This window comes from Coprococcus sp. HCN-4056 (assembly GCF_037892645.1).
GTDB classification, from domain to species: Bacteria; Bacillota; Clostridia; order Lachnospirales; family Lachnospiraceae; genus Coprococcus; species Coprococcus ammoniilyticus.
The window spans coordinates 492,160-519,138 of the sequence record NZ_JBBKBL010000002.1 but is presented as its reverse complement, the minus strand read 5'-3'; the positions used below and the strand labels follow the sequence as shown (position 1 = coordinate 519,138).

21 protein-coding genes are annotated in these 26,979 nt (G+C 39.2%); all 21 read left to right on the top strand.

All coding sequences use genetic code 11. The annotated features are described in order from the left end of the window. Position 1: 1 nt before the first annotated feature. The 21 genes from WKT03_RS04845 (at position 2) to WKT03_RS04745 (ending at position 26,969) form a co-directional block, all read left to right on the top strand. Entirely contained in the window at positions 2-3,004 is a 3,003-nt protein-coding gene (locus WKT03_RS04845) for a helix-turn-helix domain-containing protein (protein ID WP_340391002.1), read from the top strand. Then, entirely contained in the window at positions 3,005-3,277 is a 273-nt protein-coding gene (locus tag WKT03_RS04840; protein WP_340391001.1) for a hypothetical protein, read from the top strand. Between the two features lie 423 nt (positions 3,278-3,700). After that, entirely contained in the window at positions 3,701-4,027 is a 327-nt protein-coding gene (locus tag WKT03_RS04835; RefSeq protein WP_340391000.1) for a hypothetical protein, read from the top strand. After that, a complete protein-coding gene (locus WKT03_RS04830) occupies positions 4,017-4,433 on the top strand; it encodes a hypothetical protein (protein ID WP_340390999.1) in 417 nt (138 codons plus the stop codon). Before WKT03_RS04835 ends, WKT03_RS04830 begins: the two co-directional genes overlap by 11 nt. Positions 4,434-4,443: 10 nt before the next feature. Then, positions 4,444-4,797 (top strand): phage head-tail connector protein, encoded by a 354-nt coding sequence (locus WKT03_RS04825; protein ID WP_340390998.1) that lies wholly within the window; start codon positions 4,444-4,446, stop codon positions 4,795-4,797. A gap of 4 nt (positions 4,798-4,801) precedes the next feature. Further along, positions 4,802-5,323 (top strand): DUF7211 domain-containing protein, encoded by a 522-nt coding sequence (locus WKT03_RS04820; RefSeq protein WP_340390997.1) that lies wholly within the window; start codon positions 4,802-4,804, stop codon positions 5,321-5,323. A gap of 10 nt (positions 5,324-5,333) precedes the next feature. After that, positions 5,334-7,100 carry a terminase TerL endonuclease subunit gene (locus WKT03_RS04815; RefSeq protein ID WP_340390996.1) on the top strand — a complete coding sequence of 589 codons (1,767 nt, stop codon included), beginning with the start codon at positions 5,334-5,336 and terminating at the stop codon, positions 7,098-7,100. A 10-nt stretch (positions 7,101-7,110) separates the two neighbouring features. Next, entirely contained in the window at positions 7,111-8,355 is a 1,245-nt protein-coding gene (locus tag WKT03_RS04810) for a phage portal protein (protein WP_340390995.1), read from the top strand. Further along, a complete protein-coding gene (locus WKT03_RS04805; RefSeq protein ID WP_340390994.1) occupies positions 8,348-10,144 on the top strand; it encodes a phage major capsid protein in 1,797 nt (598 codons plus the stop codon). Before WKT03_RS04810 ends, WKT03_RS04805 begins: the two co-directional genes overlap by 8 nt. Positions 10,145-10,169: 25 nt before the next feature. Beyond that, positions 10,170-10,460: a hypothetical protein gene (locus tag WKT03_RS04800; RefSeq protein WP_340390993.1), complete on the top strand. Its 291-nt coding sequence runs from the start codon at positions 10,170-10,172 to the stop codon at positions 10,458-10,460. A 20-nt stretch (positions 10,461-10,480) separates the two neighbouring features. Continuing rightward, a complete protein-coding gene (locus WKT03_RS04795) occupies positions 10,481-10,810 on the top strand; it encodes a DUF7253 family protein (RefSeq protein ID WP_340390992.1) in 330 nt (109 codons plus the stop codon). 306 nt (positions 10,811-11,116) lie between these two features. Further along, positions 11,117-11,905 carry a hypothetical protein gene (locus tag WKT03_RS04790; RefSeq protein WP_340390991.1) on the top strand — a complete coding sequence of 263 codons (789 nt, stop codon included), beginning with the start codon at positions 11,117-11,119 and terminating at the stop codon, positions 11,903-11,905. 90 nt (positions 11,906-11,995) lie between these two features. After that, positions 11,996-12,424 (top strand): hypothetical protein, encoded by a 429-nt coding sequence (locus tag WKT03_RS04785; protein ID WP_340390990.1) that lies wholly within the window; start codon positions 11,996-11,998, stop codon positions 12,422-12,424. A gap of 21 nt (positions 12,425-12,445) precedes the next feature. Continuing rightward, positions 12,446-12,985 carry a hypothetical protein gene (locus WKT03_RS04780; RefSeq protein WP_340390989.1) on the top strand — a complete coding sequence of 180 codons (540 nt, stop codon included), beginning with the start codon at positions 12,446-12,448 and terminating at the stop codon, positions 12,983-12,985. Between the two features lie 4 nt (positions 12,986-12,989). Beyond that, entirely contained in the window at positions 12,990-13,751 is a 762-nt protein-coding gene (locus tag WKT03_RS04775; protein ID WP_340390988.1) for a glycoside hydrolase family protein, read from the top strand. Positions 13,752-13,828: 77 nt separating this feature from the next. Next, entirely contained in the window at positions 13,829-14,206 is a 378-nt protein-coding gene (locus WKT03_RS04770) for an HK97 gp10 family phage protein (RefSeq protein WP_340390987.1), read from the top strand. Further along, the gene (locus WKT03_RS04765) at positions 14,203-21,003 is read left to right on the top strand and encodes a tape measure protein (RefSeq protein ID WP_340390986.1); all 6,801 of its coding nucleotides are present in this window, start codon (positions 14,203-14,205) and stop codon (positions 21,001-21,003) included. The genes WKT03_RS04770 and WKT03_RS04765 overlap by 4 nt, the downstream gene beginning before the upstream one ends. A 2-nt stretch (positions 21,004-21,005) precedes the next feature. Beyond that, positions 21,006-23,741 (top strand): fibronectin type III domain-containing protein, encoded by a 2,736-nt coding sequence (locus WKT03_RS04760; protein WP_340390985.1) that lies wholly within the window; start codon positions 21,006-21,008, stop codon positions 23,739-23,741. 11 nt (positions 23,742-23,752) lie between these two features. After that, positions 23,753-24,814, top strand: a complete 1,062-nt coding sequence (locus tag WKT03_RS04755) for a hypothetical protein (RefSeq protein ID WP_340390984.1) — start codon at positions 23,753-23,755, stop codon at positions 24,812-24,814. Between the two features lie 4 nt (positions 24,815-24,818). Then, positions 24,819-26,300 carry a hypothetical protein gene (locus tag WKT03_RS04750; protein ID WP_340390983.1) on the top strand — a complete coding sequence of 494 codons (1,482 nt, stop codon included), beginning with the start codon at positions 24,819-24,821 and terminating at the stop codon, positions 26,298-26,300. 15 nt (positions 26,301-26,315) lie between these two features. Next, positions 26,316-26,969 (top strand): hypothetical protein, encoded by a 654-nt coding sequence (locus tag WKT03_RS04745; protein ID WP_340390982.1) that lies wholly within the window; start codon positions 26,316-26,318, stop codon positions 26,967-26,969. The last annotated feature ends 10 nt before the right edge of the window (positions 26,970-26,979 follow it).

Genomic DNA, 26,979 nt, shown 5'->3' with positions numbered 1-26,979 from the left:
CATGAATACTTTTTCAGATCTTGACTCATTATTGCTTGACGAAAATTTCCTTGCCCATTATGGAACGCCGAGGCATTCAGGTCGTTATCCATGGGGATCAGGAGAGAATCCATATCAGCATGGACAGGATTTCCTTAGTCGAGTAGAAGCTCTTAAGAAAACTGGGTGGGAAGAAACACCCGAAAATATTAAAAATGAATTTGGACTTACCACAGGACAGTATCGTACTGAAAAGTCTTTGGCTAAAGATGAACGGCGTATGTTGATTGTCGAACATGTTAAATCATTAAGATCTGATGGATTAAACAATTCTGAGATTGGACGAAAACTAGGCATTAATGAGTCTACCGTACGATCACTGCTTAATGCCAGTTCAGAAAGCAAAATGAAACAGGCTCGTAATACTGCTAACTATCTTAAGAAGCAGGTTGACAGTAAAGAAATGGTCGATGTCGGTACCGGAGTAGAACGTGAGCTTGGAATATCAAAAGAAAAACTTGAACAGGCTTTAACCATTCTTACACGAGAAGGGTATAACGTATACGGCGGACGTTTCTCTCAGGCTACTAATACTTCTCAGAAAACGACTCAGAGGGTACTTTGTAAACCGGGAATCGAACATCAGGAGATTTATGATCTGGACAGAGTAAAAACTATTAATGATTACATATCTCGTGATGGTGGCGATACATTTGAACGAAAGTTCACATACCCATCAAGCTTGGATTCAAAGCGGTTAGCAATTTGTTATGCTGAAGATGGTGGGTTAGAGAAAGACGGACTTGTTGAAATCAGAAGAGGGTGTCCTGATTTATCATTAGGAGAATCCAGATATTCACAGGTTCGAATCATGGTAGACGGGAAGAAATACATCAAGGGAATGGCAGTTTATTCTGATGATCTACCGGATGGTATAGATGTACGATTTAATACCAATAAAACAAAAGATAAGTCTAAACTCGAAGTTTTAAAAGACATCAAAGACGATCCGGACAATCCATTTGGATCACTTATAAAAGACGCGGATCAGGGTGGACAGTATTGGTATGACAGTAAAACCGGCGAACGGATTTCTGGAGCATCCGATAACCCTAATAAGAAACTTGGTCTCATAAATAAGAGAGCTGATGAGGGCGATTGGGATGACTGGAAAGATGCGTTACCGTCACAGTTTCTTGGTAAACAGACAAAGACATTGGCAGAAAAGCAGCTTAATTTGGCGAAAGCAAATAAGATGGATGAGTATGCTGAGATATGTTCACTGACTAACCCAACTGTTAAGAAATATTATCTTGAGAAGTTTGCGGATGGTTGTGACGCGGCAGCTGTCAATTTACAGGCAGCAGCATTACCTCATCAGAAGTATCATGTCATTATACCAATCCCATCACTCAAAGATAATGAGATATATGCACCAAAGTATCCACACGGAACAAAGGTTGCGCTTATTCGTTACCCTCACGGAGGAACGTTTGAGATACCTATTTGTACAGTTAACAATCGTAATAAAGATGCGATTAAAATAATTGGACCATTAGCACAGGACGCTGTTGGTATTAATGCGAAGGTAGCTGCTCGATTATCTGGTGCAGACTTCGATGGGGATACTGCTATGGTTATACCTATCAGTAGCAAGGTGAAGATCACATCTACACCAGAACTTGCTGGGCTTAAAGGATTTGATCCAAAACTCAAATATGGCGGAGAAGTAAAGATTGATAGTAATGGTGAAAAACATTATTATCGGGATGGTCACGAATATAAGGTTATGAAGAATACTCAGACAGAAATGGGTAAAATATCTAATCTTATCACAGATATGACATTAGCTGGCGCGGATGAAAATGAACTGGCCAGAGCTGTTAGACATTCTATGGTTGTAATTGATGCTGAAAAACACAAGCTCGACTATAAAGCGAGTGAAAAAGACAATAACATTGCACAGCTTAGAAAAGATTACCAGCCGAAGTATGATGAGAATGGCAATCTTGTTAGATCTGGTGGAGCATCCACAATACTTTCAAGAGCTAAAGGAGAGACAAGTGTTCCGGCGACACAAGGAACACCAAAGGTCAATCTGAAAGATAAGTCGTGGTATGACCCATCCAGACCAGAGGGATCATTGATTTATAAGACAGCTGATGATTTGTATTACCCTAATCGGACCATAGATAAAAAGACTGGTACAGTGACAATCAAAACCGCTGATGGAGATACAATTAAGTATAATACCACTGATAAGGCATCCATTGATCGGTACACCCCTGTTAAGCGTAAAGACAATACCACTGGCGAGGTATATTATACAGATCGTACTGGTAAGATCCGATACGAGATGAAAATGCGAACCAAAAAGAGTACAAAGATGGCCGAGACTGATGATGCTTATACATTAGTATCTGAAGCACGTCATCCTATGGAGCTATTATATGCCCAGTATGCCAATGACATGAAGGGGCTGGCTAATAAAGCTAGAATAGAGATGTCTTATACAGGTAAGATAGCAACCAGTAAAGAGGCAAAGAGCAAGTATAAAGATGAGATAGACTCACTGGATACAAAACTCAACGATGCCCTTAAGAACACGGTCAAAGAACGTACTGCACAGCGGATGGCGAATGTAGAGATAAACGAGAAAAAGCAAAGTAATCCTGATATGAAAACGAGTGATCTTAAAAAGATTAGTCAACAGGCGCTTACTAAGTATCGTCAGCAGGTTGGATCTGTGGCACGAAGAGACAGAGCCATAGAAATTACTGACCGTGAATGGGAAGCAATTCAGTCAGGGGCTATCAGCGAAAATAAATTAAAGCAGATACTTAATAATGCAAATCCAGATGTGCTTCGCGAAAGATCAATGCCAAAAGAAAAGCGTGGTATTTCGCAAGTTCAGATTAATCGTATCAAAGCTTATGCAGCATCCGATTACACATTGCAAGAGATCGCTGACAAGATGAATCTTTCTGTTTCAGCAGTTTCAAAGTATTTAAAAGGAGGAAATTAAATGAGCAATAGTAATAATGCTATCGATCGTTTAGTTGCAATTACAACTTTCGACAATCCTTTTAATCCTTTTACACAGTTTACAGAATGGTTATTGTTCGACAAAGAAAAAGGTTACAACACTTGCGAATACTTAGCAAGAATTGCAAAAGTTGAAGATAATTTGTCACAGCAAGAATATAATCGTGCAGTTGAACAGGCAATTGATAGCATAATTAAAACTGATCCATTCAATATTTACAAAAAAATAACAAATAACAGCGTAGCGGCTTAACCGTATCACTGATAGATGATGAATACATAGGGAGGGGGTCTTAAAAATCACACCCCCTGCCGTCATCGCCGCCCTCCTCAAAAATTCCCCGGAGGTAAAAATGGGAGAAAGTTGATGAATGATATTTGCATAGACTCATTAATGCTTTTCGTAATCCACCCCTTACAAGCATTTATTTCCAATCCTTTCACATTAATGAGTCTTTACAAATGTTATTCATTGCTTGATTGTTAGATGATATTTACAAGGACTTATGATGATTCTTTAAATTTGATATGTGAAACCCTCCGCACATATATTCTGGTGATGCCACGTCCAGAAAATGCCTCCTTTCGAAAAATCCTGAGCATATTTCAGGTGCATCATAAGTCTTTATAAATGTTATCTAAATGGTTGAAAAGATAATAGAAGGAGGTTAAAAGTATGCCGAAAGCTAAAAACACTACTGCTAAACTCAGACCGGCGTTGACACCTGAAGCAAGAGAGAAACAGTTGATTGCTTTGGCTAACGAGGCAGCAGAAAAACAGTTACGAGAGGGAACGGCATCGTCACAAATAATTACATATTTTCTTAAAGCTGGCTCCACAAAAGATCAACTTGAACTGGAAAAGCTTCGAGAAGAAAACAGATTACTTAAGGCTAAAACTGAAGCTTTACAGAGCCAAAAGAGAATGGAAGAAACATACGCAGAGGCATTAGCAGCAATGCGAAAATATTCTGGTCAAGGCGGTGATGTTGATGAATATTAGACGATATTCTGAACTGATACAAATACCGACTTTTGAAGAACGATTCGAATATTTACGATTGGACGGACAAGTAGGTGCAGACACATTTGGTTCAGATCGTTACCTTAATCAGATATTTTATAAATCACCGGAATGGAAAAAAATCAGAGACGAAATAATCATAAGGGATCAATGTTGCGATTTGGCTATGCCGGGTTATGATATTCATGGACCGGTATTAATTCATCATCTAAATCCAATCACCAAAGCAGATATTTTATCCAGAACGGATTTATTACTCAATCCAGAATATCTTGTTTGCACAATTCAAAGTACACATAATGCCATACATTATGGCGATGTGAATCTGTTAATTACTAACCCAATAGAAAGAAAACCAAACGACACATGTCCTTGGAAACATTAAGGAGATCGATATGACCAATAGTATTTTAGATTTCGTAAAGGAATTCAATGGTGTTTTGGATGAAGATAAGGATTTTGACAACGATATCATTGCCGACATTAACACGGCATTTATGATCTTATGGGAGTTGGGCGTTGGTCCTAAAACACCATTTAGCATTAAAGATTCGACTGCGACGTGGGAAGATTTTATCAATAACAATATATATATTGATTGGGCGAAAACATATGTCGGGCTCAAAGTTCGTATGATGTTTGATCCACCATCAAGTTCAACTCACGCAGACGCTATAAATCGGAATATAGCAGAAATGGAATGGCGACTACAAGTGGCTTCAGAACACAAACAAAAAGAGGAGGGATGACGTTATGTGGAGTTATATGGGAACCCCGTATTCAGAAGATTTTCTTTCTCATCATGGAATACTCGGAATGAAATGGGGAGTACGGCGTTATCAAAATGCCGATGGAACATTGACAGCTAAAGGTCGAAAAAGAGCAGCGAAGTTAAAAAAAGAATATGACACCCTTACGCATAAACCGAAGACCGAAGATGAATCTGTCGAAACAAAAAAACAGAAAGTATTAGAAAGCAGATCAGCAAAAGAGTTATATAAAAATGCTGATCTTTTTTCATATAACGAATTACAGAATGCTTACAATCGATTAAGTCTCGAACGAAATATTAAGCAGTTAATCCCCAAAGATGTTTCGACTGGTGAAAAGATCGTAAATGCATATATCAGTGCCGGACGTAAAGTGAACGATGTTATGGATGTAAGTGCAAAGGGATATAACCATATTGCCAAAGCTTATAATGCATTTAAGAAGAAAGATAGTGCAAGAGCGCCAATCATCGGTGAAGGCGGAGATAAGAAGAAGGGTAATTAGGTGATCGTGTATGGGACTATCTAATACTGCTGTACCGAAATATTATGGTATGTTTAGGGATGCCGTAATTAGAGGAGATATAGCAATCAATACCGAGATCGAAATGGAAATGAACCGCATTGACGCGTTAATTGCTAATCCTGGTATATGGTACGATGATCAAGTCATGCAAGGATTTGTCGATTATTGTGAAGATGAGCTGACATTGACCAACGGAGAAGATCTGCATTTACTTGATACTTTCAAACTATGGGCAGAACAAATATTTTGTTGGCATTATTATGTCGAACGTAGTGTATATGTTCCCGGTCCAGATAATCATGGCGGACATTACGTTACAAAGAAAATCAAGAAACGTCTTATTAATAAACAATATCTTATAGTTGCTCGAGGAGCGGCTAAGTCTATGTATGCCTCATGCATACAAAACTACTTTCTTAATGTAGATACATCCACAACACATCAAATAACAACTGCACCAACAATGAGGCAAGCGGATGAAGTTATGTCACCAATAAGAACCGCAATCGCTCGTTCAAGAGGACCGCTGTACAAATTCTTAACTGAAGGAAGCGTGCATAGTACTGTTGGAAAAACAGGGAATCATACCTATCTGGCAAGCACTAAAAAAGGAATACAGAATTTCCTTACTGGTTCTTTATTGGAAGTCGTTCCTATGACAATTGATAAACTACAGGGTCAGAGAATTAAAGTTGCAACCATTGACGAATGGCTATCCGGTGATGTTCGAGAAGATGTCGTTGGCGCGATAGAACAATCGTCAGCAAAAGAGCAGGGAACTGCTCAGAATAATGATTATCTGATTTTAGCAATCAGTTCAGAAGGTACCGTACGAAACGGTAGTGGAGACACAATCAAAATGGAATTGATGAAAATTTTAAAAGGTGAATATTCATCGATTCATACCTCTATATGGTGGTATAAGCTTGATTCAATTGACGAAGTAAGCAATCCGGAGATGTGGATAAAGGCAAACCCAAATCTTGGAAAAACAGTCACATATGATACCTATCAGGACGATGTTGAACGTGCTGAGAAAAACCCCGCTGTTCGAAATGATATTTTGGCGAAGCGATTTGGCATTCCAATGGAAGGCTATACCTATTATTTCACTTATGAAGAAACATTACCTCATAAGAAAAAAAGAGACTATTGGGGTATGCCGTGTTCGCTCGGAGCAGATCTATCACAGGGCGATGACTTCTGTGCATTCACATTTATGTTTCCAATTGGTGATGGGTCTTTTGGAATAAAGACTCGAAACTATATTACAGAACAAACTCTTATGAAATTGCCTATGGCGATGAGAGTTAAGTATGAATCTTTTATGAATGAAGGTTCACTGATTGTAATGCCGGGAACTGTATTAGATATGATGCAGGTTTATGATGATTTGGATGAGTACATAAATCAACGAGAGTATGACGTAGTAAGTTTTGGATATGACCCATATAATGCTCGGGAATTTGTTGAGCGTTGGACAAGAGAAAATAGTCCATTCGGAGTAGAAAAAGTAATACAGGGAGCTAAAACAGAATCGGTTCCATTAGGTGAGTTAAAGAAACTGGCTGAGGAACGTATGCTTTTGTTTGACGAGGAACTTATGACGTTTGCCATGGGTAACTGTATCACGATGGAAGATACAAACGGTAATAGAAAACTATTAAAGAAACGATATGAGCAGAAGATAGATGCAGTAGCAGCAATGCTCGACGCATATGTCGCATATAAGCTCAATCGTGAAGCCTTTGACTAGGAGGTAATAAATGGGAGTAACAGACAGATTTCAACGGGCATGGAATGCATTTAGAAATAAGGAACCAACATATCCATACGGTTACGGAAGTGGATATGGACGAAGACCCGACCGATTGATTCTCACTGGCGGCAATGATCGCTCCATCATCAATTCCATATTTAACCGAATTGCCGTTGATGCATCAAGTGTTGGAATTAAACATTGTAAGAATGACAAAAACGGCCGGTATGAAGAAGATGTGGATTCCGGACTAAACAATTGTTTGAATTTGGAAGCAAACATCGACCAGACAGGTCGTGCATTTTTACAGGATTTAGTTATGTCAATGCTGGACGAAGGATGTGTCGGGGCAATACCTATCGACACTGACGAAGATCCTTTAATAACTGATTCTTACATCATCGGATCAATGAGAACATGTAAGATACTTGAATGGTATCCTCGTCATGTAAAGGTTAGAGTGTATAACGATCAGACCGGTAAGCGAGAAGATGTAGTAGTGCCCAAAAGAATTATAGCAATTATCGAAAATCCACTTTATACGATTGTGAATGAGCCTAACTCACAGGTGCAGCGGTTGGCAAAGAAATTGAGATTACTGGATGTGACAGATGAAAAAACGGCATCCGGAAAACTTGACATAATTGTTCAGTTACCATATCAGGCTAGATCATTGCTAAAGAAAGAGCAGGCCGAGACCAGACGTAAAGATATCGAAGACCAGCTTGTAGGCAGTAAATATGGTGTTGCATATATCGACGCAACTGAAAAAATCATTCAGCTTAATCGTCCGGTTGAAAACAATCTTATGAATCAGGTAGAGTATTTGACTAATCAGGTATTTGCCCAGATAGGCATTACGCAGAGTATCTTAGATGGTACTGCTGATGAAAAGACAATGCTGAACTATATGAATCGGACAATTGAACCGATAGTTTCAGCCATTGTTGATGAATTTAAAAGAAAATTCTTAACAAAGACTGCTCGTACACAAGGGCAGACAATTCAGATGTTCAAAGATCCGTTCAGACTGGTTCCAGTCAATAATATCGCAGATATCGCGGATAAATTCACAAGAAATGAAATTATGACATCAAACGAAATGAGACAGGTTATTGGTATGAAGCCATCAAAAGATCCAAAGGCTGACGAACTGAGAAATAGCAATATCAGTCAGGCTAAAGAAGGAGATGCACCAGTACTAAATATCCAAGATCAATCTCAAGAAGGAGGAAATAATCAAAATGAGTAAGAAATGGGATTTCAGTGGTTATGCCACTAGAAATGACTTACTTTGTGCTGACGGAAGAACGATTAGACACGGCGCATTTAAGGACTGTAATGGAAAAACGGTCCCGTTAGTGTGGATGCATGACCACACAAAAGTCGAATCAGTTCTCGGACATGCATTGCTTGAAAATCGTGAAGATGGGGTATATGCATACGGATCGTTTAACGATACCGAAGAAGGTCAGGCTGCAAAGAAGCGAGTTATGCATGGTGATGTAGCCTGCTTATCAATATGGGCAAACCATCTTAAGCAGATCGGTGGCGATGTAATCCATGGTGACATCAAGGAAGTCAGTCTCGTACTCGCCGGAGCCAATCCAGGGGCAAGCATTGACTTTATTATGGCTCATGGTGATGAAGAAGCGGACGAGCTTCAGGCTTTCTATGATGAAAATATCATGATTATTCAGCATGCGGACGACTCCAAAGAGGATCCGAAAGATAACTCGGAAAAGAAAACAGAACCTGAAAATAAGGAACCAAAGAAAGATGGGGCTGAAAAAGGAAAGACCATCGAAGAAGTCATCAACACAATGAATGACGAACAGAAGAAAGTTTTATTCGGCTTAATTGGTGAAGCTCAGGCAGAAAAAGAACCGAGCGATGACAAAGATAATGACGATAATAAAAAAGGAGACAACGAAATGAAACACAACTTATTCGATCAGAACAACATGCAGAATGAGCAGAATAATACAGTTCTGTCTCACGATGATATGAAGACAATCATTAGTGATCTTAAGAAATACGGATCATTAAAAGACAGTTTTATGGCACACGCTGATGAATATGGCGTACAGAATCTTGAATTCTTATTCCCAGAGGCAAAAGCTGATTCTCCAGTTCCAACCTTCATTAGCAGAAGCATGGATTGGGTACAGCAGGTAATGTCATCTGTACATCACGTTCCATTTAGTAGAATCAAGTCAATGTTCGCTGACATCACAGAGGATGAAGCGAGAGCTAAGGGTTATATCAAAGGAAAGCTTAAGAAAGAAGAAGTATTCGGTTTACTTAAGAGACGTACTGATCCAACAACAATCTATAAGAAACAGAAGATGGACCGTGATGACATCCTTGATATCACAGATTTCGAAGTTGTTGCTTGGCTCAAGGCTGAGATGCGTATGATGCTCGATGAGGAAATCGCAAGATCAATTCTCTTTGGCGATGGTAGACTTGCGTCCAGTGATGACAAGGTTGACGAGAATCGTATTCGTCCAGTTCTGAATGATCACGATTTATTTACAATTAGATGGGCAGTTGCCGCAGGTTCATCCGAGGATGAAAAGGCGAAGAATTTCATTCGTGCAGCTGTTAAATCAAGAAAGAATTACAAGGGATCAGGAAATCCAGTTCTGTATACTACAGAAGACATGCTTACTGATTGTCTGCTTCTTGAGGATACCATCGGACACAAGTTATATAAGACTGAAGCTGAACTTGCAACAGCACTTCGTGTAAGCAAAATCGTTACAGTTCCAGTTATGGATGGCCTTAAGGATAAGGATGAAAAAGATGTATATGGTGTGATCGTAAACCTTGCTGATTATAAGGTCGGCGCTGATAAGGGCGGATCAGTCAACATGTTTGAAGACTTTGACATCGACTACAATCAGGAGAAGTATCTGATCGAGACTCGCTGCTCAGGCGCACTTGATAAGCCATTCTCAGCAATTGTACTTAGATCTGGCAGCGAGACAAAGAGTGAGGAACCTGGTCTTGCCGAAGCAAAGAAAGCAATTGCTTAATTTATCAGAAGGGAGATAAATAATCATGGATAAGATTTTCAATGATGCAAAAGACAAAAACGTAAGTGCTACATATGTATACGGAAAATCCGGTGATACAAAGGCATATGCAGATGCTGCTTGCAAAACTCAGCTTAAGACAAGTGAGTTAAAAGAGATGTTCTTAAAGAGAGCAATCATTTCTATTGGAGATGCTCTGTATGTGCCGGTATCTTTCAGCGTGACAAGCAATGCCGGTAGTGTATCATATGCGAAACCAAATGGTACGACAGCGACCAGCGCTGATTTGGGAACATTAACAGCAGCTAAGGACTGATTATAAGGAGATAATTCAAAATGGCAAAATGGAGCGGACTTATTGGGTTTGCAGAAAATGTGGAAATAGAGCCTGGGTTAAGTGAGGAACGAATAATCACTCATAAATACCGAGGCGATTTTTTTACCCAGAGATGGAATCACAACGGAAGCAATAATGTTAATACTAATACCACATTATCAAATGTGATTAGTATAGTAGCCAACCCCTATGCCTCGAAGAATTGTCAGAAGATTGTATACGCGGAGTATAAGGGAGTTAAGTGGAAAGTTACAACTATCGATCCATCTAGCTTCCCTAGAATCGCGTTAACACTAGGGGGTGTGTATACAGATGTCGAGCAGACTTAAACTGCAAAGTAAATTAGAGGAATTTATAGGGAATAAAAATGTGTATTATCAGCCCCCTGACAATAAACAGATGTCTTATCCGGCGATAAGATATCAGATAAAAAAAAGAGACGTGAAGCGTGCAAATGACCATGCTTACATCTCAAGAACATGCTATGAAGTAATCGTGATTTCAAAAAGACCAGATAATGATGCAATCAATAAACTTTTAGAAACCCCATTCTGTGTCCACGATAGACATTATGTAGCTGATAACTTGAATCACGATGTATTCACACTATATTTTTAAAAAAGGAGAATAAACCTATGTTAATGAAATGGGATCAGATTGGTGAACGTTTATACGAAACCGGTACCAAAAAAGGTGTCTGCTATAAGCAGGAGTCTGATGGATCATACCCAAAGGGTGAAGCATGGAATGGCCTTACCGGTGTTACAGAAAGTCCATCAGGAGCTGAAGTTACTGCATTATATGCAAATGATGCTAAGTATGTAAACCTGATGTCCTCTGAAGATTTCGGAGCTACAATTACTGCTTACACATATCCGGATTCATTCAGTGAGTGTAATGGTCAGAAAGAGATCGCGCCAGGAGTATTTGCAGGACAGCAGAAAAGAGCAGCATTTGGTATGTCCTACCAGACGGCAATCGGAAATGATGTCGATCAGGATGATTATGGCTATAAGTTACATATGATTTATGGAGCTCTTGCAAGCCCGTCTGAGAAGGCATATAAGTCAAAGAACAACAGTCCAGAAGGTATTGAATTCTCATGGACGATTTCCACAACTCCAGTAGATGTTCCTGGTGGAAACCCGACAGCTCACTTGGAACTCGACAGTACCAAGGTAGATGCAAAGAAACTTGCCGATCTGGAAAAGGTTCTTTACGGAACAGATCCAGAGCTGTTATCAGCACAGCCTGATGATTGGGCAACCAATTACAAAGATTACTTGACAAAAGAAGGCAATAAGTATGTTGCAGTATCTGGTGTGTCAGCTCCAGATTGGGCTGAGAAGAAGTATTACACACCTGGAACAGATGGTAGACTTCCGTTACCAGATGAGATCGCTGAAATTATGAAAACAGCGTAAAAAACAAATAATAAAACATAATCCACATAATCAATTATAGGCCCCGTGTTTAATCTACGGGGTCTTTTCTTTTTAAGGAGGTATAACACTATGTATTGTAAAGAACTTACATATGACGATTACGACGGAGTAACAAGAACTGAAAAACTTTGGTTCCATTTATCTAAGCCAGAGTTACTTGAATTAGAATACACAACTGGTAAGAAATTTTCAGAGATGCTTGACGACATCGTTAAAGCAAAGAATGTGTCAGAGATCATCAAGACATTTAAGACAATCATTCTCACGGCGTACGGTGAAAAGGTTGATGGCCGACGATTCACAAAGACAGATGCAGAAGGACATCCTTTGTCACGAGCATTTTCTGAAACAGCAGCTTACGAAGTTTTATATATGTTGCTTTCATCTGACGACGAAGAAGCAGCAAAGTTTATCAATGGCATTGTACCAGCAGATCTTAGAGAAGCGGCTGAGAATGCAGCTTCTAATGCCGACACAGCAGTACTTGCTACTGCGTAATTCAAAATGGAGTACTGAAGAATGATTGAAATAACAATCCCACCGAGGGAATTTTATAGTGACCAAACAAACGAATTTTATGAGTTTAAAGGTGCAACTTTAACGATGGAGCATTCTTTGGTGTCTCTTCAGAAGTGGGAGGCAAGGTGGAATAAACCTTTCCTCTCCACAAAATTAAGTTATGAAGAATCCATCGATTATTTCAAATGCATGACATTAAACAAGAATGTTGATCCATATGCATATAAAAGCATGACCGAACAAAACATTAAAGCACTCAACGATTATATATATCGAAAAATGACGGCAACCGTGTTCACAAACGAACAAAAAAGCAGACTGAACGATCAGTTTATCACTGCCGAGGATATATATAGTTGGATGTTCGAACTTCAAATGCCTTTAGAATGTGAGAAATGGCATTTGAACAGATTAATCGATCAGATCAAAGTCTGTATGCTTGATCGACAACCAAAGAAAAAGATGAGTAAAAAAGATACTACGGCGATGTATGCCAGAATTAATGCTGAGCGTAGAAAGAAATTTAACACGAAAGGATGATTAAATGGGAAGAACAATAAACAAAGAGACGATAGCTTTGATTAAAAAATTTGAAGGTTGTCGATTGACTTCCTATCAGGATTCGGTTGGTGTTTGGACAATTGGGTACGGGCATACGGCCGGCGTAAAACGTGGAATGAAAATCTCACAGGCACAGGCAGAAAAATATCTGACAGAGGATTTAAAAAAATATTCTGCATATGTCGACCGGTATGTGACAACATTTACGCCAAATGATAATCAGTATGGAGCATTGACATCATTCTGTTATAACTGTGGAGCAGGTAGTTTAAAAACGCTTGTTACCGGAAGAAACGCGGAAATCATTTCAGAAAAAATCTTACTTTATAATAAAGCCGGTGGAAAAGTATTAAACGGACTTACAAAAAGACGTGCAGCAGAACAGAAATTGTTTAACAAATCGATCTCAGAAAGCAAAGAAAAAAAATCTACCAAATACTCGCATATGCAATTCGTAAAAGATGTGCAGAAAGCCATAGGTGCAAAGGTTGACGGTATTGCTGGAAATGAAACATTAAGTAAGACTGTTACAGTAAGCAAGACGAAAAACAATAAACACGCTGTTGTAAAGCCCATTCAAAAGTATTTAAACAGCATCGGCTATAATTGCGGGGTAGTTGATGGTATTGCCGGAACGAAATTTGACGGCGGTGTCAAAGCATTTCAGAAAGCTAATGGTTGTATAGCTGACGGAGAAATAACAGCAAAGAATAGAACATGGAAAAAATTGCTTGAAATAACTTGAAATTTTTAAGGACGGTATGGTGTCACAGCTGACCGTCTTTTTTATGTAAAAAGATATAAACGAAATGAGGGATTGATATGATTAGTTTTATACAAAAAGGAGACTTTTCAAATCTCACTAATTTCCTTGAACGAGCTAAGGAAGTAATACATCTTGGTGACCTCAATAAGTATGGTCGCGCCGGTGTTGAAGCATTGGCTGCTGCGACGCCAAAAGATACAGGAAAAACAGCAAGTTCTTGGTATTACAAAATCGAGAATAAAGACGGATCAGCGTCAATTTCATTTCATAATTCAAATATTCAAAATGATGTGCCAATAGCGATCATTCTTCAGTATGGGCATGGAACAGGAACCGGTGGCTGGGTAGAAGGCAGAGATTATATCAATCCTTCTATTCAGCCTATTTTTGACGAAATCGCAGATTCTGCGTGGAAGGAGATCACTAAGAGATGAGTACGACTATTGACGAAAAAGTCGTCGAGATGCGATTTGACAACCGTAATTTTGAGAAAAATGTCAAAACTACTATGTCATCGCTCGACCGATTAAAACAGAAACTCAAACTCGATGGTGCAACAAAAGGGCTTCAGGATGTATCTCGAGCTGCAAACAACATATCTCTTGATCATATTGCATCCGGCGTGGAACAGTTGCAAAAAAGATTTTCCACGTTTGGAATTGTAGGAATGAGGGTTGTTGAAAATGTTACAGATTCTGTAATCTCTCTTTTCAAGAAAACAAACAGCTACATTACCAGCACCATAAAATCTGGCGGTATTTCCAGAGCAATGAATTTGGAAAATGCAAACTTTCAGTTAATGGGTTTGCTTAAGAATGAAAAAGATGTTGCCGCAGTAATGGAAGATGTTAGTTACGGTGTAGATGGAACTGCATATGGTTTGGATGCGGCGGCAAAAGTAGCATCACAGTTGGCAGCATCAGGCATGCGAGCTGGAGATTCCATGAAGAGTGCACTTCGAGGTATCTCGGGTGTTGCAGCCATGACCAATAGCTCATATGAAGATATCGGTCGAATTTATACACAGATAGCTGGGCAGGGAAGAATGATGGGTGACCAGTTACTTCAGTTGTCAGGCAGAGGTATGAATGCAGCCGCAACATTGGCTGAGTATCTTACAAAAGTTGGAAATGGCGCTAAAGTTACCGAAGCGGATGTTCGTGATATGGTGTCAAAGGGAAAAATCGATTTCGATACTTTTGCGACAGCTATGGACGAGACATTCGGTGAACATGCAAAGAAAGCAAATGAGACATTCAACGGTGCAATGTCAAATGTAAAGTCAGCCCTTTCAAGAATAGGCGCTGAGTTTATTAGCCCATTGATTAAACAGAATGGTCCACTTGTAGAATTGTTCAATGCGTTACGAGTTAAGATCAATGATGTTAAGGCAAATATCGGACCATTTGCACAGGTATTCACTACCGGTGTAACAAGAGCGGCTAATGCATTAACAAAATTCGTTAATGGTATAGATGTAAGTAAAATATTCGAAAAGTTTAGTGGTTTGAATTCAAAATGGGATAACCTCATTTCCCGGATCACATCGGCTGGGGTTACCGAAGAGGATTTCAACAACAAACTTATAGAAGTTGCCAAAAGCCATGGTATTGCAGTCGACGATCTGATCAGTAAATACGGCACGATCGGTAAAGTATTTGCAGCAGGTAAATTATCGGGCAGTATTATAATAGAAACAATAAAGAAGTTAGCCGGTGCTGAAACAGAAGCGTCTAAAGCGACAGATGACATAACCGATAAAGTAGAGTACTTCAATGATGTAGTAGGAAGAGTCATTAGAGGCGATTTTGGAAATAATGACAACGAGAAACGAATGAAGGCTTTGACAGAAGCCGGATATGACTTTGCAACCGTGCAGGGTCTTGTGAATAAAGTATGGGAAAGAAACGGACATAATTGGTCAAATACTACATTAAGCGCTGAAGAACTTACAGAAGCTATCGCAAGTTTATCCGATAGTGAATTGAAGAATGCCGGATATACCGATGAGCAGGTAAAGAAACTGAAAGAACTTGCAAAGGAAGCTGAAAAAACGGGAACACCATTGAGTGAGTTAATCACTCAGTTAGAGAAACCAAGCGGAAAAGAATTAATTCTTGATTCCTTGGGCAATAGCATAAAGGGATGTATAAAGTTTGCGAAAACATTCAAACAGGCATTCTCTGAAATGTTTGACCCTATCAATTCTGATACATTATATAACTTAGCTGAGAGCATTAACAGATTCTCAAAGCATTTAGTTATGAGCGATGATACTGCCGATAAACTGAAACGAACGATCAAAGGTGTCATTGCATTGCTTGATATGGTTACAAATGTTCTCGGCGGTGGTTTAAAATTCGGAATTAAAGTTATATCGACACTTCTGAAATATTTCAACATTGATCTGTTATCTGTTACTGCTAAATTGGGAGATTTCCTTGTAGATTTGAGAGACGCTACCGATTTCAGTAATTTGTTTGGAAAAGCGATGGATAAGCTTGGTCCTCATCTCCAGAAAGCGGCAGATGCTGTGAAGAATTGGATTGACGGATTAAAAGCAGCTGATAACATACCAGAATACATACTTAAAGGGCTTGTTAATGGCATAAAGAATGGCGCAACGACAGCGGTTCAGTCAATAGTAGAGCTCGGTAAGATGCTTCTTGAGGGTATCCGTGATGTTCTTGGTATTCATTCACCATCAACAAAATTCTTTGAAATTGGTCAGTTCATTATTCAGGGATTAGTCAACGGAATTCAAAATGGTTTTTCAACTGTACTAAATACTATTAAATCACTTGGTAAGAAATGCATTAGTAGTATAAAAGAAATCAATTTTGGAAAAGTATTTGCGGTTGGTGTAGGTGCAGGAATGCTTGCTATAACCTATAAGATGGCAGATGGATTTAAGACCCTTTCTAAAGCCGTTGAGGCATTTTCAGCACCAGCTAAAGGTGTTGGGAAATTACTTACAAGTTTTGGATCAGTATTTGATTCAATTAGTGCTTCTATAACTCAAAGAACAAAAGCCAAGAATTTTGAGACAGTATCAAAAGGAATTCTTAACATGGCTCTTGCAATTGGTGTGTTAGCGGCATCTCTCGTTGTACTATCCAAAGTTGACGAGGATTCGTTAGAGAGAGCTGTTATAACTATTGGTATAATGGCAGCTACATTAGTTGGCTTATCTCTTGCATTATCTAAAATAGATAAGTTTGGTGATTTCAGCAAGCCTACGGTTTCAATCCTTGCTATAGGTGCATCATTATTACTGGTATCCGAAGCTATGTCCAAACTTAATGGCATGAATCCGGATCAGATGAAGACAAATTTACTCTGTATAACTGGAATACTTGCCTTATTGACTACTGTAGCATTAGCACTGAGCAATTTTTCTAAAGGACCTGTTGATATTGCTGGTTCAGGAAAGACTATGCTTGCTATGTCAGTAGCATTACTTGTTATGGTAAGAGTTATCAAACAGGTTGATGGACTTGAAGCATCAGGGATTGTGAAAGGGCTAACCGTAATCGGATTACTTGGCACATTCTTCGCTGTTATGGTTAAAGTTTCAGAGCACGCAGGAGCAAATGGTAAAAAAGCCGGAGCTATGTTGCTTAAGATGTCATTTGCTTTGATAATAATGGTTGGAGTTATTAAACTCGCCGGGAAGCTTGAAGCTGACGAAATCGTAAAAGGTACAATTGTTGTAGGCGTACTTGGTGTATTGTTCAAAGCAATTGTGAAAGTATCACAGTATGCCGGAGCAAATGGTAAAAAAGCCGGAAGCATGATTCTCAAGATTTCAATAGCTCTGATGGCAATGGTCGGAGTTATCAAGCTTATAAGTTACATAAGTGATGATGAGATCAGTCGAGGAATGAGCGTAATAATCAAAATGGAATTGATGTTTGCGGCTCTTATCGCAGTATCAAATTTTGCTGGTGAGAATGCAGCAAAAGCCGGAGCAATGTTGCTCATGATGTCCGGTGCGCTCGTAGTACTTACAGGAGTGTTGTTTGTATTAAGCAAGATTGAGCCGGATGGACTTGGTCGGGCTTTAGCAGCAGTAGCCGTATTGGAATTATTATTTGCCGGGCTGATCGCTGTGACAAAATATGCAAAAGATTGTAAGAATGATTTGGTTGTTATGACTGTTGCGATAGGATTATTAGTTGGGGCTATAGTAGCTTTATCATTCATAAAACCTGAACGGTTGGCTGCGGCTTCACTTGCGTTGACATCGGTCATGGCAACATTCGCGTTAATGATAAAAGTAACCCACGTTTCAAAGAATACAAAACAGATGATACGGACTCTTGGTACCATGATGGGGGTTGTTGCGTTATTAGCGGGTATTATTACCGCTATGTCATTCCTTAATGGAAATTCGGCGATCAAGTCATCAGCAGCATTATCTGTTTTATTGCTGGCATTTGCTTCATCTATAGCAATACTTGGCAAAACAGATAGAATTTCCAAAACCGTTACCGATAATCTTTATACGATGACGGGTGTTGTTGGCGTGCTGGCGCTCATTCTTAGTGCTATGTCGGCACTTAATCTCGAGGGATCTATCCAATCAGCGACAGCTATTGGTTTACTACTCAACTCTATGGCAACTGCATTTGTTATCCTTGGACAGGCAAAGAAAATTGACAAATCAGTTATGAGTAACATGCTTGTAATGTCAGGAGTTGTTGCAATACTCGGAACGATACTTGGAGTAATGGATGCTTTAAATGTAGAAGGATCTATTCAGACAGCTATTTCATTAGGAGTACTTCTTAATGCTATGGCAGCAGCAATGCTTGTCCTCGGCTTAGCCAAAGGTACAGATGCAAAAGCAATTGGTTACATGGCTTTGATGGGCCTGGTTGTAGCAGAACTCGCAGTTATCCTTGGAGCGATGGACAAATTAGGTGTTGAGGCATCAATACCAACTGCAATTGCATTATCTACATTGCTAGTGGCTATGTCCGGCGCATTAGTCATCTTAGGTGTTGTTGGAACTATGGGCGCGTCAGCATTTATCGGTATTGGAGCATTGGCAACATTAATCGCTGGGATAGGTGGATTAATTGTCGGAATCGGTGCTCTGATGGAAAAGGTGCCTCAGTTAGAGGAGTTCCTCGATAAAGGAATACCGGTTATTGAGAAGATAGGTAATGCGATTGGATCGTTCTTCGGAAATATTGTCAGCGGATTCATGACAGGTGTTGCTGATGGTTTACCCGAAATAGGTACAAAACTGTCACAGTTTATGGAGAATGCCTCATCATTCTTCAAAATGGCAAATGATATTGATCCGGCAGCTATGGATGGTGTTAAATCTATGGCAGAAGCATTACTTGTTCTTACCGCAGCAAATTTACTTGATCAGTTAACATCATGGTTTACTGGTGGAGTGAAATTTGATGAATTTGGAACTCAGATGGTGGGATTTGGCGAAGCTATTGCTGAATTCTCTTCAACTGTAAAAGGCAAGGTGGATGGTGATGCAGTTCAGGATGCGGCTAATGCAGGTAAGATGCTTGCAGCATTGAATAAAGAATTACCAAAAGAAGGCGGATTTGTTCAGGCAATAACTGGCGAATCGCATATGGATACGTTTTCGACTAATATAGTGAAATTTGGCAATGCAATTGTTGAATTCTCTGGTACAGTAGCCGGAAAAGTAGACCCACAGGGAGTAGAAGATGCTTCAAATGCCGGTAAGATGCTTGCTGAGTTGAATAGTTCTCTTCCTAAGTCAGACGGTGTATGGCAGTTATACACTGGCGAACAGGATATGGGTACTTTTGCTACCAATATTGTAGCATTTGGTAATGCCATTAAAGAGTTCTCAGGAACGGTTACCGGTAATATTAGTTTAGAAAGCATTCAGGCAGCCGCTAACGCAGGAACAATGCTAACCACATTACAATCTTCTATAGATCCTATAGACGGCATAATACAAAAATTTAAAGGTCAAAAAGATCTTGCTACATTTGGTGAAAAGATCCTTAAATTTGGGCAAGCAATGGTAGATTTCTCGGAAGAAGTGTCTGGTAACATTAATCAGGACGCAGTCGATTCGGCCGCCAGAGCAGGAAACATCCTTGCAGATCTTCATAGCAAACTGAGCGGAACGGAAGATTCCAAATTCAAGAAACTCAAGAAGTTTGGAAGCTCACTCAAAGACTTCGGTAAGAATATGAAGAAGTTTGCCAAAGAGGTTGTAGATGTTGACACTGTTTCTTTAGCAGCTTTCACCGCACAGGTTCAGGGATTGTACGATCTCGTATCAGGAATAGACGATACAGATGTGTCGGGATTAAGTACTTTCATCGATAACCTCAATAATATCGGATCAGTCAGTCTTGACGGATTTGTGGCATCGTTTACAGATTCGGATGGACGAGTATCTATGGCGGTAAACGAACTGCTTCAGGGGATTGTTATCAATATAGAAAGTAAAAAACAACAGTTCTTAGAAGCTGGTAAAACATTGATAGAATCACTCCGTAATGGAATCGCTATTAATGCCAATCAGGCAACAACTGCTGTAAGTTCAATTATGCGTACATCACTGTCTTATGTAAGATCGTACTATAGTAGTTTTTATTCTGCGGGTAGTTACATTGTTGATGGGTTTGCTAATGGTGTTGACGATCATGCATGGAAAGGCATTTCAAAAGTTCGTCAAATGGCAAAGGATGCCGAGACAGCAGCAAGAAAAGAGCTAGAAGTCAAATCCCCATCAAGGAAGTTTACCAAGATTGGTTACTATACTGTCATGGGATTTGTTAATGGAATTGACCGATTCAGCTATTTAGCTGATAGATCGTCAAGAGCAATGGCTAGTTCAGCATTGCAGAATACACAGGCAGTCATTTCTCAGATAGGAGAATCATTAGACGCATCCAATTTCGATTATGAGCCTACAATTCGTCCAGTTGTTGATACAAGTGATGTGTTGGCAAGCGCTAGCATGATTACAAACATGTTCAATGGAAACGGATCTATTGCACTTCGAGCAAATGCTCAGTATGCAAGTAAAATGGCAAATAATCAAAATGGGGCAAATGATGACATTATTTCAGCTATCGGAAAACTTGGAGATAAGTTTAACATGACACCTGGTAATACTTACACAATAAATGGTATCACTTATAGCGATGGAAGCGAAGTTGCAAGTGCGATAGATACACTTGTTAGAGCTACGAGAATCGGAAGGAGAGCATAATCATGGGAAAAAGAGTTATTGACTTGACCATTAAACCTCAAACCGGAGTCAGTGGAACATATTTTGCGTCTTGGGACTTCAAAGAGCCAAAAATTAATGCTACAAGTAGTACCATACGAGTCGGAACGAAGGTTAAGCTTAAAAGCGGTGCTGTTTACTATAACGGTGCCGCAGTTCCGGCTTCGGTTATATCTGACGAATGGATTGTATCCGCGGTTTCGGCGGATAGAGTTACTTTAGGCAAAAATAAAGCAAAGACAAAAACTCTTAATAGTGCAGTCAATGCAAAATACATACAATCATCTGGAACGGCAAGTTCCGCATTAGTTCCGATTGATAATATCGATCATTACACAGTACAGTGGTACTATTCAAGCGGCGATGGAGTATGGTTTGATGGCGGATCATCAGATGTAAAGTTAAAAAATGCACTATATTCTCCACCAGAAAATGCAAAAAAGATACGAGTTAAAGTAAAACCAGTATCCAAAACATATAAACAGAAAGTAACCACCAAAAAGACGACGACTGAGGTTACAAAAAGTTACTGGACTGGTGATGCAGAGGATATCGATTATGCTATAACTGTAAATCCAAAGCCAAGTGCACCAAGTTCATTACAGGCAACGATTGATCAGTACATGATCACAGCTACGGTTACAGATATAACCGATTCACAGACTGATATGATCGAATTTGTAGTCTATAAAGATTCGGCACCAAATAAAGCATATAAAAAAACTTACGCTTATGTACAAAACGCAAGAGCTATAGCGTCCATTGGCCCTGTTGCAGCAGGGGAAACGTATAGCATAAAGTGCAGAGCTGTTAATATAGTTGGTTCTTCAAAAACTCTTAACTTTTTCACTTTATCTCCGTTAAACCTCGGCGAATTATTTAATTCTTCTGAAAAAGAATATAGTGATTGGTCAAATTTCGTTTATGATCTGGTTTCAGCACCACATAAACCTCCATCAATACTTGAGAAAAAAGCACTATCAAAGAATTCGGTTTATATCGATTGGAAAAATGTTGATAATGCTACGTCATATACAATCGAGTATACGGAACGAGAAGGATATTTTGACAGTTCCCCTAGCAATGTATCGTCAGTAACGATCGATGCTGTTGTGGGTCATGCTGAAATAACTGGATTGACAGAAGGGACCGAGTACTTCTTCAGAATCAAGGCAAGCAATGCTGGCGGAGATTCCAATTGGACAAAAGTTTTTTCAATTGTATTAGGCAGCAAACCAACTGCTCCTACGACATGGTCAAATGTAACGACAGCAACTGTAAAAGATGCCGTTCAAAATGAAGTAAAACTGTATTGGATGTATAACAGCTCAGACAATTCTGATCAGACACATGCACAGTTAAGAATGTGGTTCGATCATACTGACGAGACAGTGTTTGATATTGATGACAACATAAAGAAAAACAACGCAAATAGTTATATAACTTTAGCTGATTTGGTGAAAAAGTCACAGAGCAATTCAAAGTTTCCTTACAATTTTGGAAATTTATTCAATCTTAAAACTTTAGCTCTTATGTCTAAATACGCCAATGGGGTTGTCGTCACTTGGCAAATAAGAACCGCCGGAATAACCGAAGAATTCGGGCCATGGTCAGAAAAACGAGTTGTTACAATACATGATGAACCAACTGTGAATATGACAACGTCTGTAAATGATGATGGTTATATGACTGCATACCCATTAAAGATAAGTATGACTACCGCACCCGATAGACAGACTCCGATAGGATGCCAGATATCGATAAAATCGCTCCAATCATATCAGACTGTTGATAGTACAGGAATGGTTGCGTATGTTAAGAAAAATCAAGTTATATTTTCTTCATATAAAAATATGAAAGGAAAGAACGCTGATCTACCACCATATTCGTTGAATGCGGGAGATGTTAATCTTGATCCGGGAAAAAAATACGAACTTACAGTAACTGTGAGCATGAATTCAGGATTGTCTGCACAGGACTCAGAGACATTTACAGCGAGATGGAAAGCTTCAAATTATAATCCCGATGCTTCAATAGCATATAACCCTGATACCGCCGAAGTGTCAATAGTTCCTTTTTGCACAAATGAAAACGGAGAATTGATAAACAATGTGACATTATCAGTATACAGACGGGAATTTGATGGAACGTTTACGGAAATAGCAACTGGTTTAAAAAATCTGTATTCAGCAGGTGTACCCGATCCACATCCATCGTTGGATTACGCTAGATACAGAATAGTAGCGACGAATACGTCCACGGGAGAATCTGGGTATTCGGATGTGTCGATACCAATTCTTGAAAAAGCAATAATTATTCAGTGGAATGAAGAATGGACATTTTTTGATGCAACAGAAAATAGTGAACCAGAGCAACCAGTTTGGACTGGATCTTTATTAAGACTTATGTATAATGTCAATGTTTCGGATAGTTATAATCCTGATGTAGTGTTTAAAGAATATGTTGGTCGAGCGCATCCAGTTGATTATTACGGAACACAGGTTGGTGAGACAGCAACATGGAGTACAGACATACCAAAAGATGATAAAGAGACGCTTTATGCGCTAAGAAGACTTGCTCATTGGATGGGACATGTATATGTTCGAGAACCATCAGGTAGCGGATACTGGGCAAGCGTTAAGGTATCATTCAATCAGACTCATTGCGAAGTTGTAATACCGGTAACATTGGACATAACCAGAGTTGATGGTGAAAAATAGGAGGATGTACTATGCCAGATTGGACAAAATCTATGACACAAACGTATGAATATTATTTAGTAGATCCTGTTTCCTGGTTGGATGAATCGAAAATAGATTGTATCCTTCCAGGAACGACCATTAATCGAGATTCAAGTTTAGAAACATTGGGGTCGGCTTCAATTCCGACTATTGAGAGGTTAGATGAGTGTTATGTTCGGATTTATCTGGTAACGATTCAAAATGGAATCATGGAACGAACACCATTAGGAACATTCCTTGTTCAAACCCCAGAGGAAAGTTTCGATGGCAAAGTATCATCGATCACTTTAGACGGATATACTCCGTTAATTGAACTGAAAGAAAAGTTGATGCCGATAGGTTATTCACTGAACAAAGGTGAAAACGTAATGGACAGCGCATATCTTATTGCAAAATCCAACATGCGTGCACCAGTAATATCTGCATCAAACAACGATAAACTAACTGCTGCGTTCGTTGCCAATGCCGATGATACATGTCTTAGTTATGAACGAGATCTATGCGCTAATTCTAAATTTGAATTAGGATTGGATTCGTTATCCAGATTAATTTACAAGCCGGTCAGAAGTATTGCTGCTTTGAATCATGTATGGACATATAATGATGACAACAGCTCAATCTTGGAACCAGATGTAGAATTTACTCGCGATTTATATGGTATTCCCAATGTAGTTGAAGTTGTTTGTTCAACCACAAAAACGACATACTATGCAAGAGCAGTAAACAACAAACGCAGTAGTCCTATATCCACAATAAATCGTGGACGAGAAGTAGTATATCGTGAAACAAGCCCATCTTTGATCGGAAACCCGACGAAGGCCGAAGTAGATGAATATGCAGAACAGCTGTTAGAATCACTTTCCAATGTCGAATTATCTGTATCATACACTCACGGTTATTGCCCAGTTAAACTTGGGGATTGTGTGATGCTAAACTATCAGCGAGCAGGACTTACCGGAATTAAAGCTAAGGTTGTAAGTCAAACAATAACTTGTGAGTCTGGGTGTTCTGTATCGGAAAAAGCAGTATTTACGCAAAACATGTGGAGGTGACTAAATGGATCTTTCAAATAACTTGATCTCAAAGTTTATTGAAGTGATGTCGCCTCGAGAAACAAAGAATACTGGATCTGTAATGTATGGAACAGTAGAGAAAAGAAACGACGAGGTCATGGTCAAGCTTGATGGGTCTGAATTATTAACACCAGTTTCAACAACGGCTGATGTTATTAATAAAGAACGTGTTATGGTCATGATACAGAACCATACCGCAACAATTGTCGGTAATGCATCATCACCATCAGCAAGAAGCGATGATGTAAATGAATTAAAAGAAATTGTAGCAGACAAGGTGAGCACTAGCGATCTCGAAGCAGAAAGAGCCAGAATTAGTGTTTTAGAAGCGGATAACGTTACAATAAACCAGACATTAACAGCTCAATCAGCTGATATTTCAAGTCTTAAGACAGATAAGGCTGATGTTAAGACATTAGAAGCAGAGAAAGCCAGAATCGATAGCTTAGAAGCTGACAATGTCACAATAAACCAGACATTAACAGCTCAATCAGCTGATATTTCAAGTCTTAAGACAGATAAATTGGATGCTGAGACAGCAGAATTAAAATATGCAAATATAGACTTCTCTAATATAGGAGAAGCTGCTATGAAATATCTATATTCTGAATCCGGTTTGATTAAAGATATTGTAATTGATCATGGATCAATAACTGGCGAATTAGTTGGAGTAACTATCAGCGGTGACTTGATTAAAGGTAATACCATTGTGGCGGATAAGCTTGTGGTTAAGGGTGAAGATGGACTGTACTACAAGCTTAATACAGATGGAAATACAATAGAAAAAGAGCAGACAGATTTTAACAGTTTGAACGGCAGCGTTATAAAAGCAAAATCCATTACTGCTACTAAAATCTCAGTTGATGACTTGGTTGCTTTCGGGGCAACTATTGGCGGTTTTCACATTTCTAAAGATGCTATATTTTCTGGAGTAAAAGAATCAGTGCTTAATACTACCAGAGGTATATATCTCGATAATTCTGGTCAGATTTCATTTGGCGATTCGGCAAATTATATTCGATATTTTAAAGAACAAAACGGCAAATTCAAGTTAGATATTGCAGTTGAGTCATTATCTATAAAAAGTAGTGACGGTATCGATGTTGATATTTCAGATACCATTGACAAAATTAAAAATGATATCGATACAGTACGAGACGAAATTACAACTTTGTTGAGAATCGAATCATCGCGAGGTACTGTATTTAAAAATAATGCTATATCGACCGTGTTATCGGTTGTTGTATATCATGGAAAAGATCGAATAACCGATATAGACAAATTACATGAAGTATATGGAAACACAGCTTATATTCAATGGAAGTGGCAAAGACTTGACGAAGAAACGTATGGGATTATATCATCCGCCGACTCGAGAATGGGTAATGGCGGATTTTCTTTTACCCTTTCACCGAATGATGTAGATACAAAAGTTACTTTCATGTGTGAACTTATTACTGATTAAGGAGGAAATTCAAATATGGCTATAAAAGCAGCAGATCAGATTACAATGATTGATGTAACTGATGCATATTCAGTAATGCTTACGAGTGAAGCATATACATTTGTAGGAGGGACAGCGGGCGTTGCAGCTGGACAGACTTGCTCTACTGAAGCGGTGGCATTCTGCGGACAGAATCAGTGTTCTTCGGTGACCGTTGATGCAAAGGCAATAACATGTCCAACCGGTATTTCAGCCACAGTCGAAAACAGTGGAACTTCAAAAGCTAAAATTACATTTACAACAACTGCAACGATTGCGGTAGCTTGCGAAGCAACAATCCCTGTTGTAGTTGATGGTATTACTGTAAATAAGAAGTTCTCATTTGCGGTTGCTAAAGCCGGTACAAATGGTCAAAATGGAAAAGATGGTGCGGCAGGAGCCGATGCGATTAATCTTACGATTACGTCAAGTAATGGTATAGTATTTAAGAACAACAATGGTTCGACAGTATTAACGGCACATGTATTCAAAGGCGGAGTTGAGCAGTCCATTACCGATGCTGGTGTATGCGGATCTCTCGGTAGTATCAAATGGTATAAAGGAGCAACACTTGTGAAGACAGCAAAAACACTCACAGTATCTGCTTCTGATGTCAATAATTCACAGGCATATACTTGTCAGCTCGAATAGGAGGAATGTA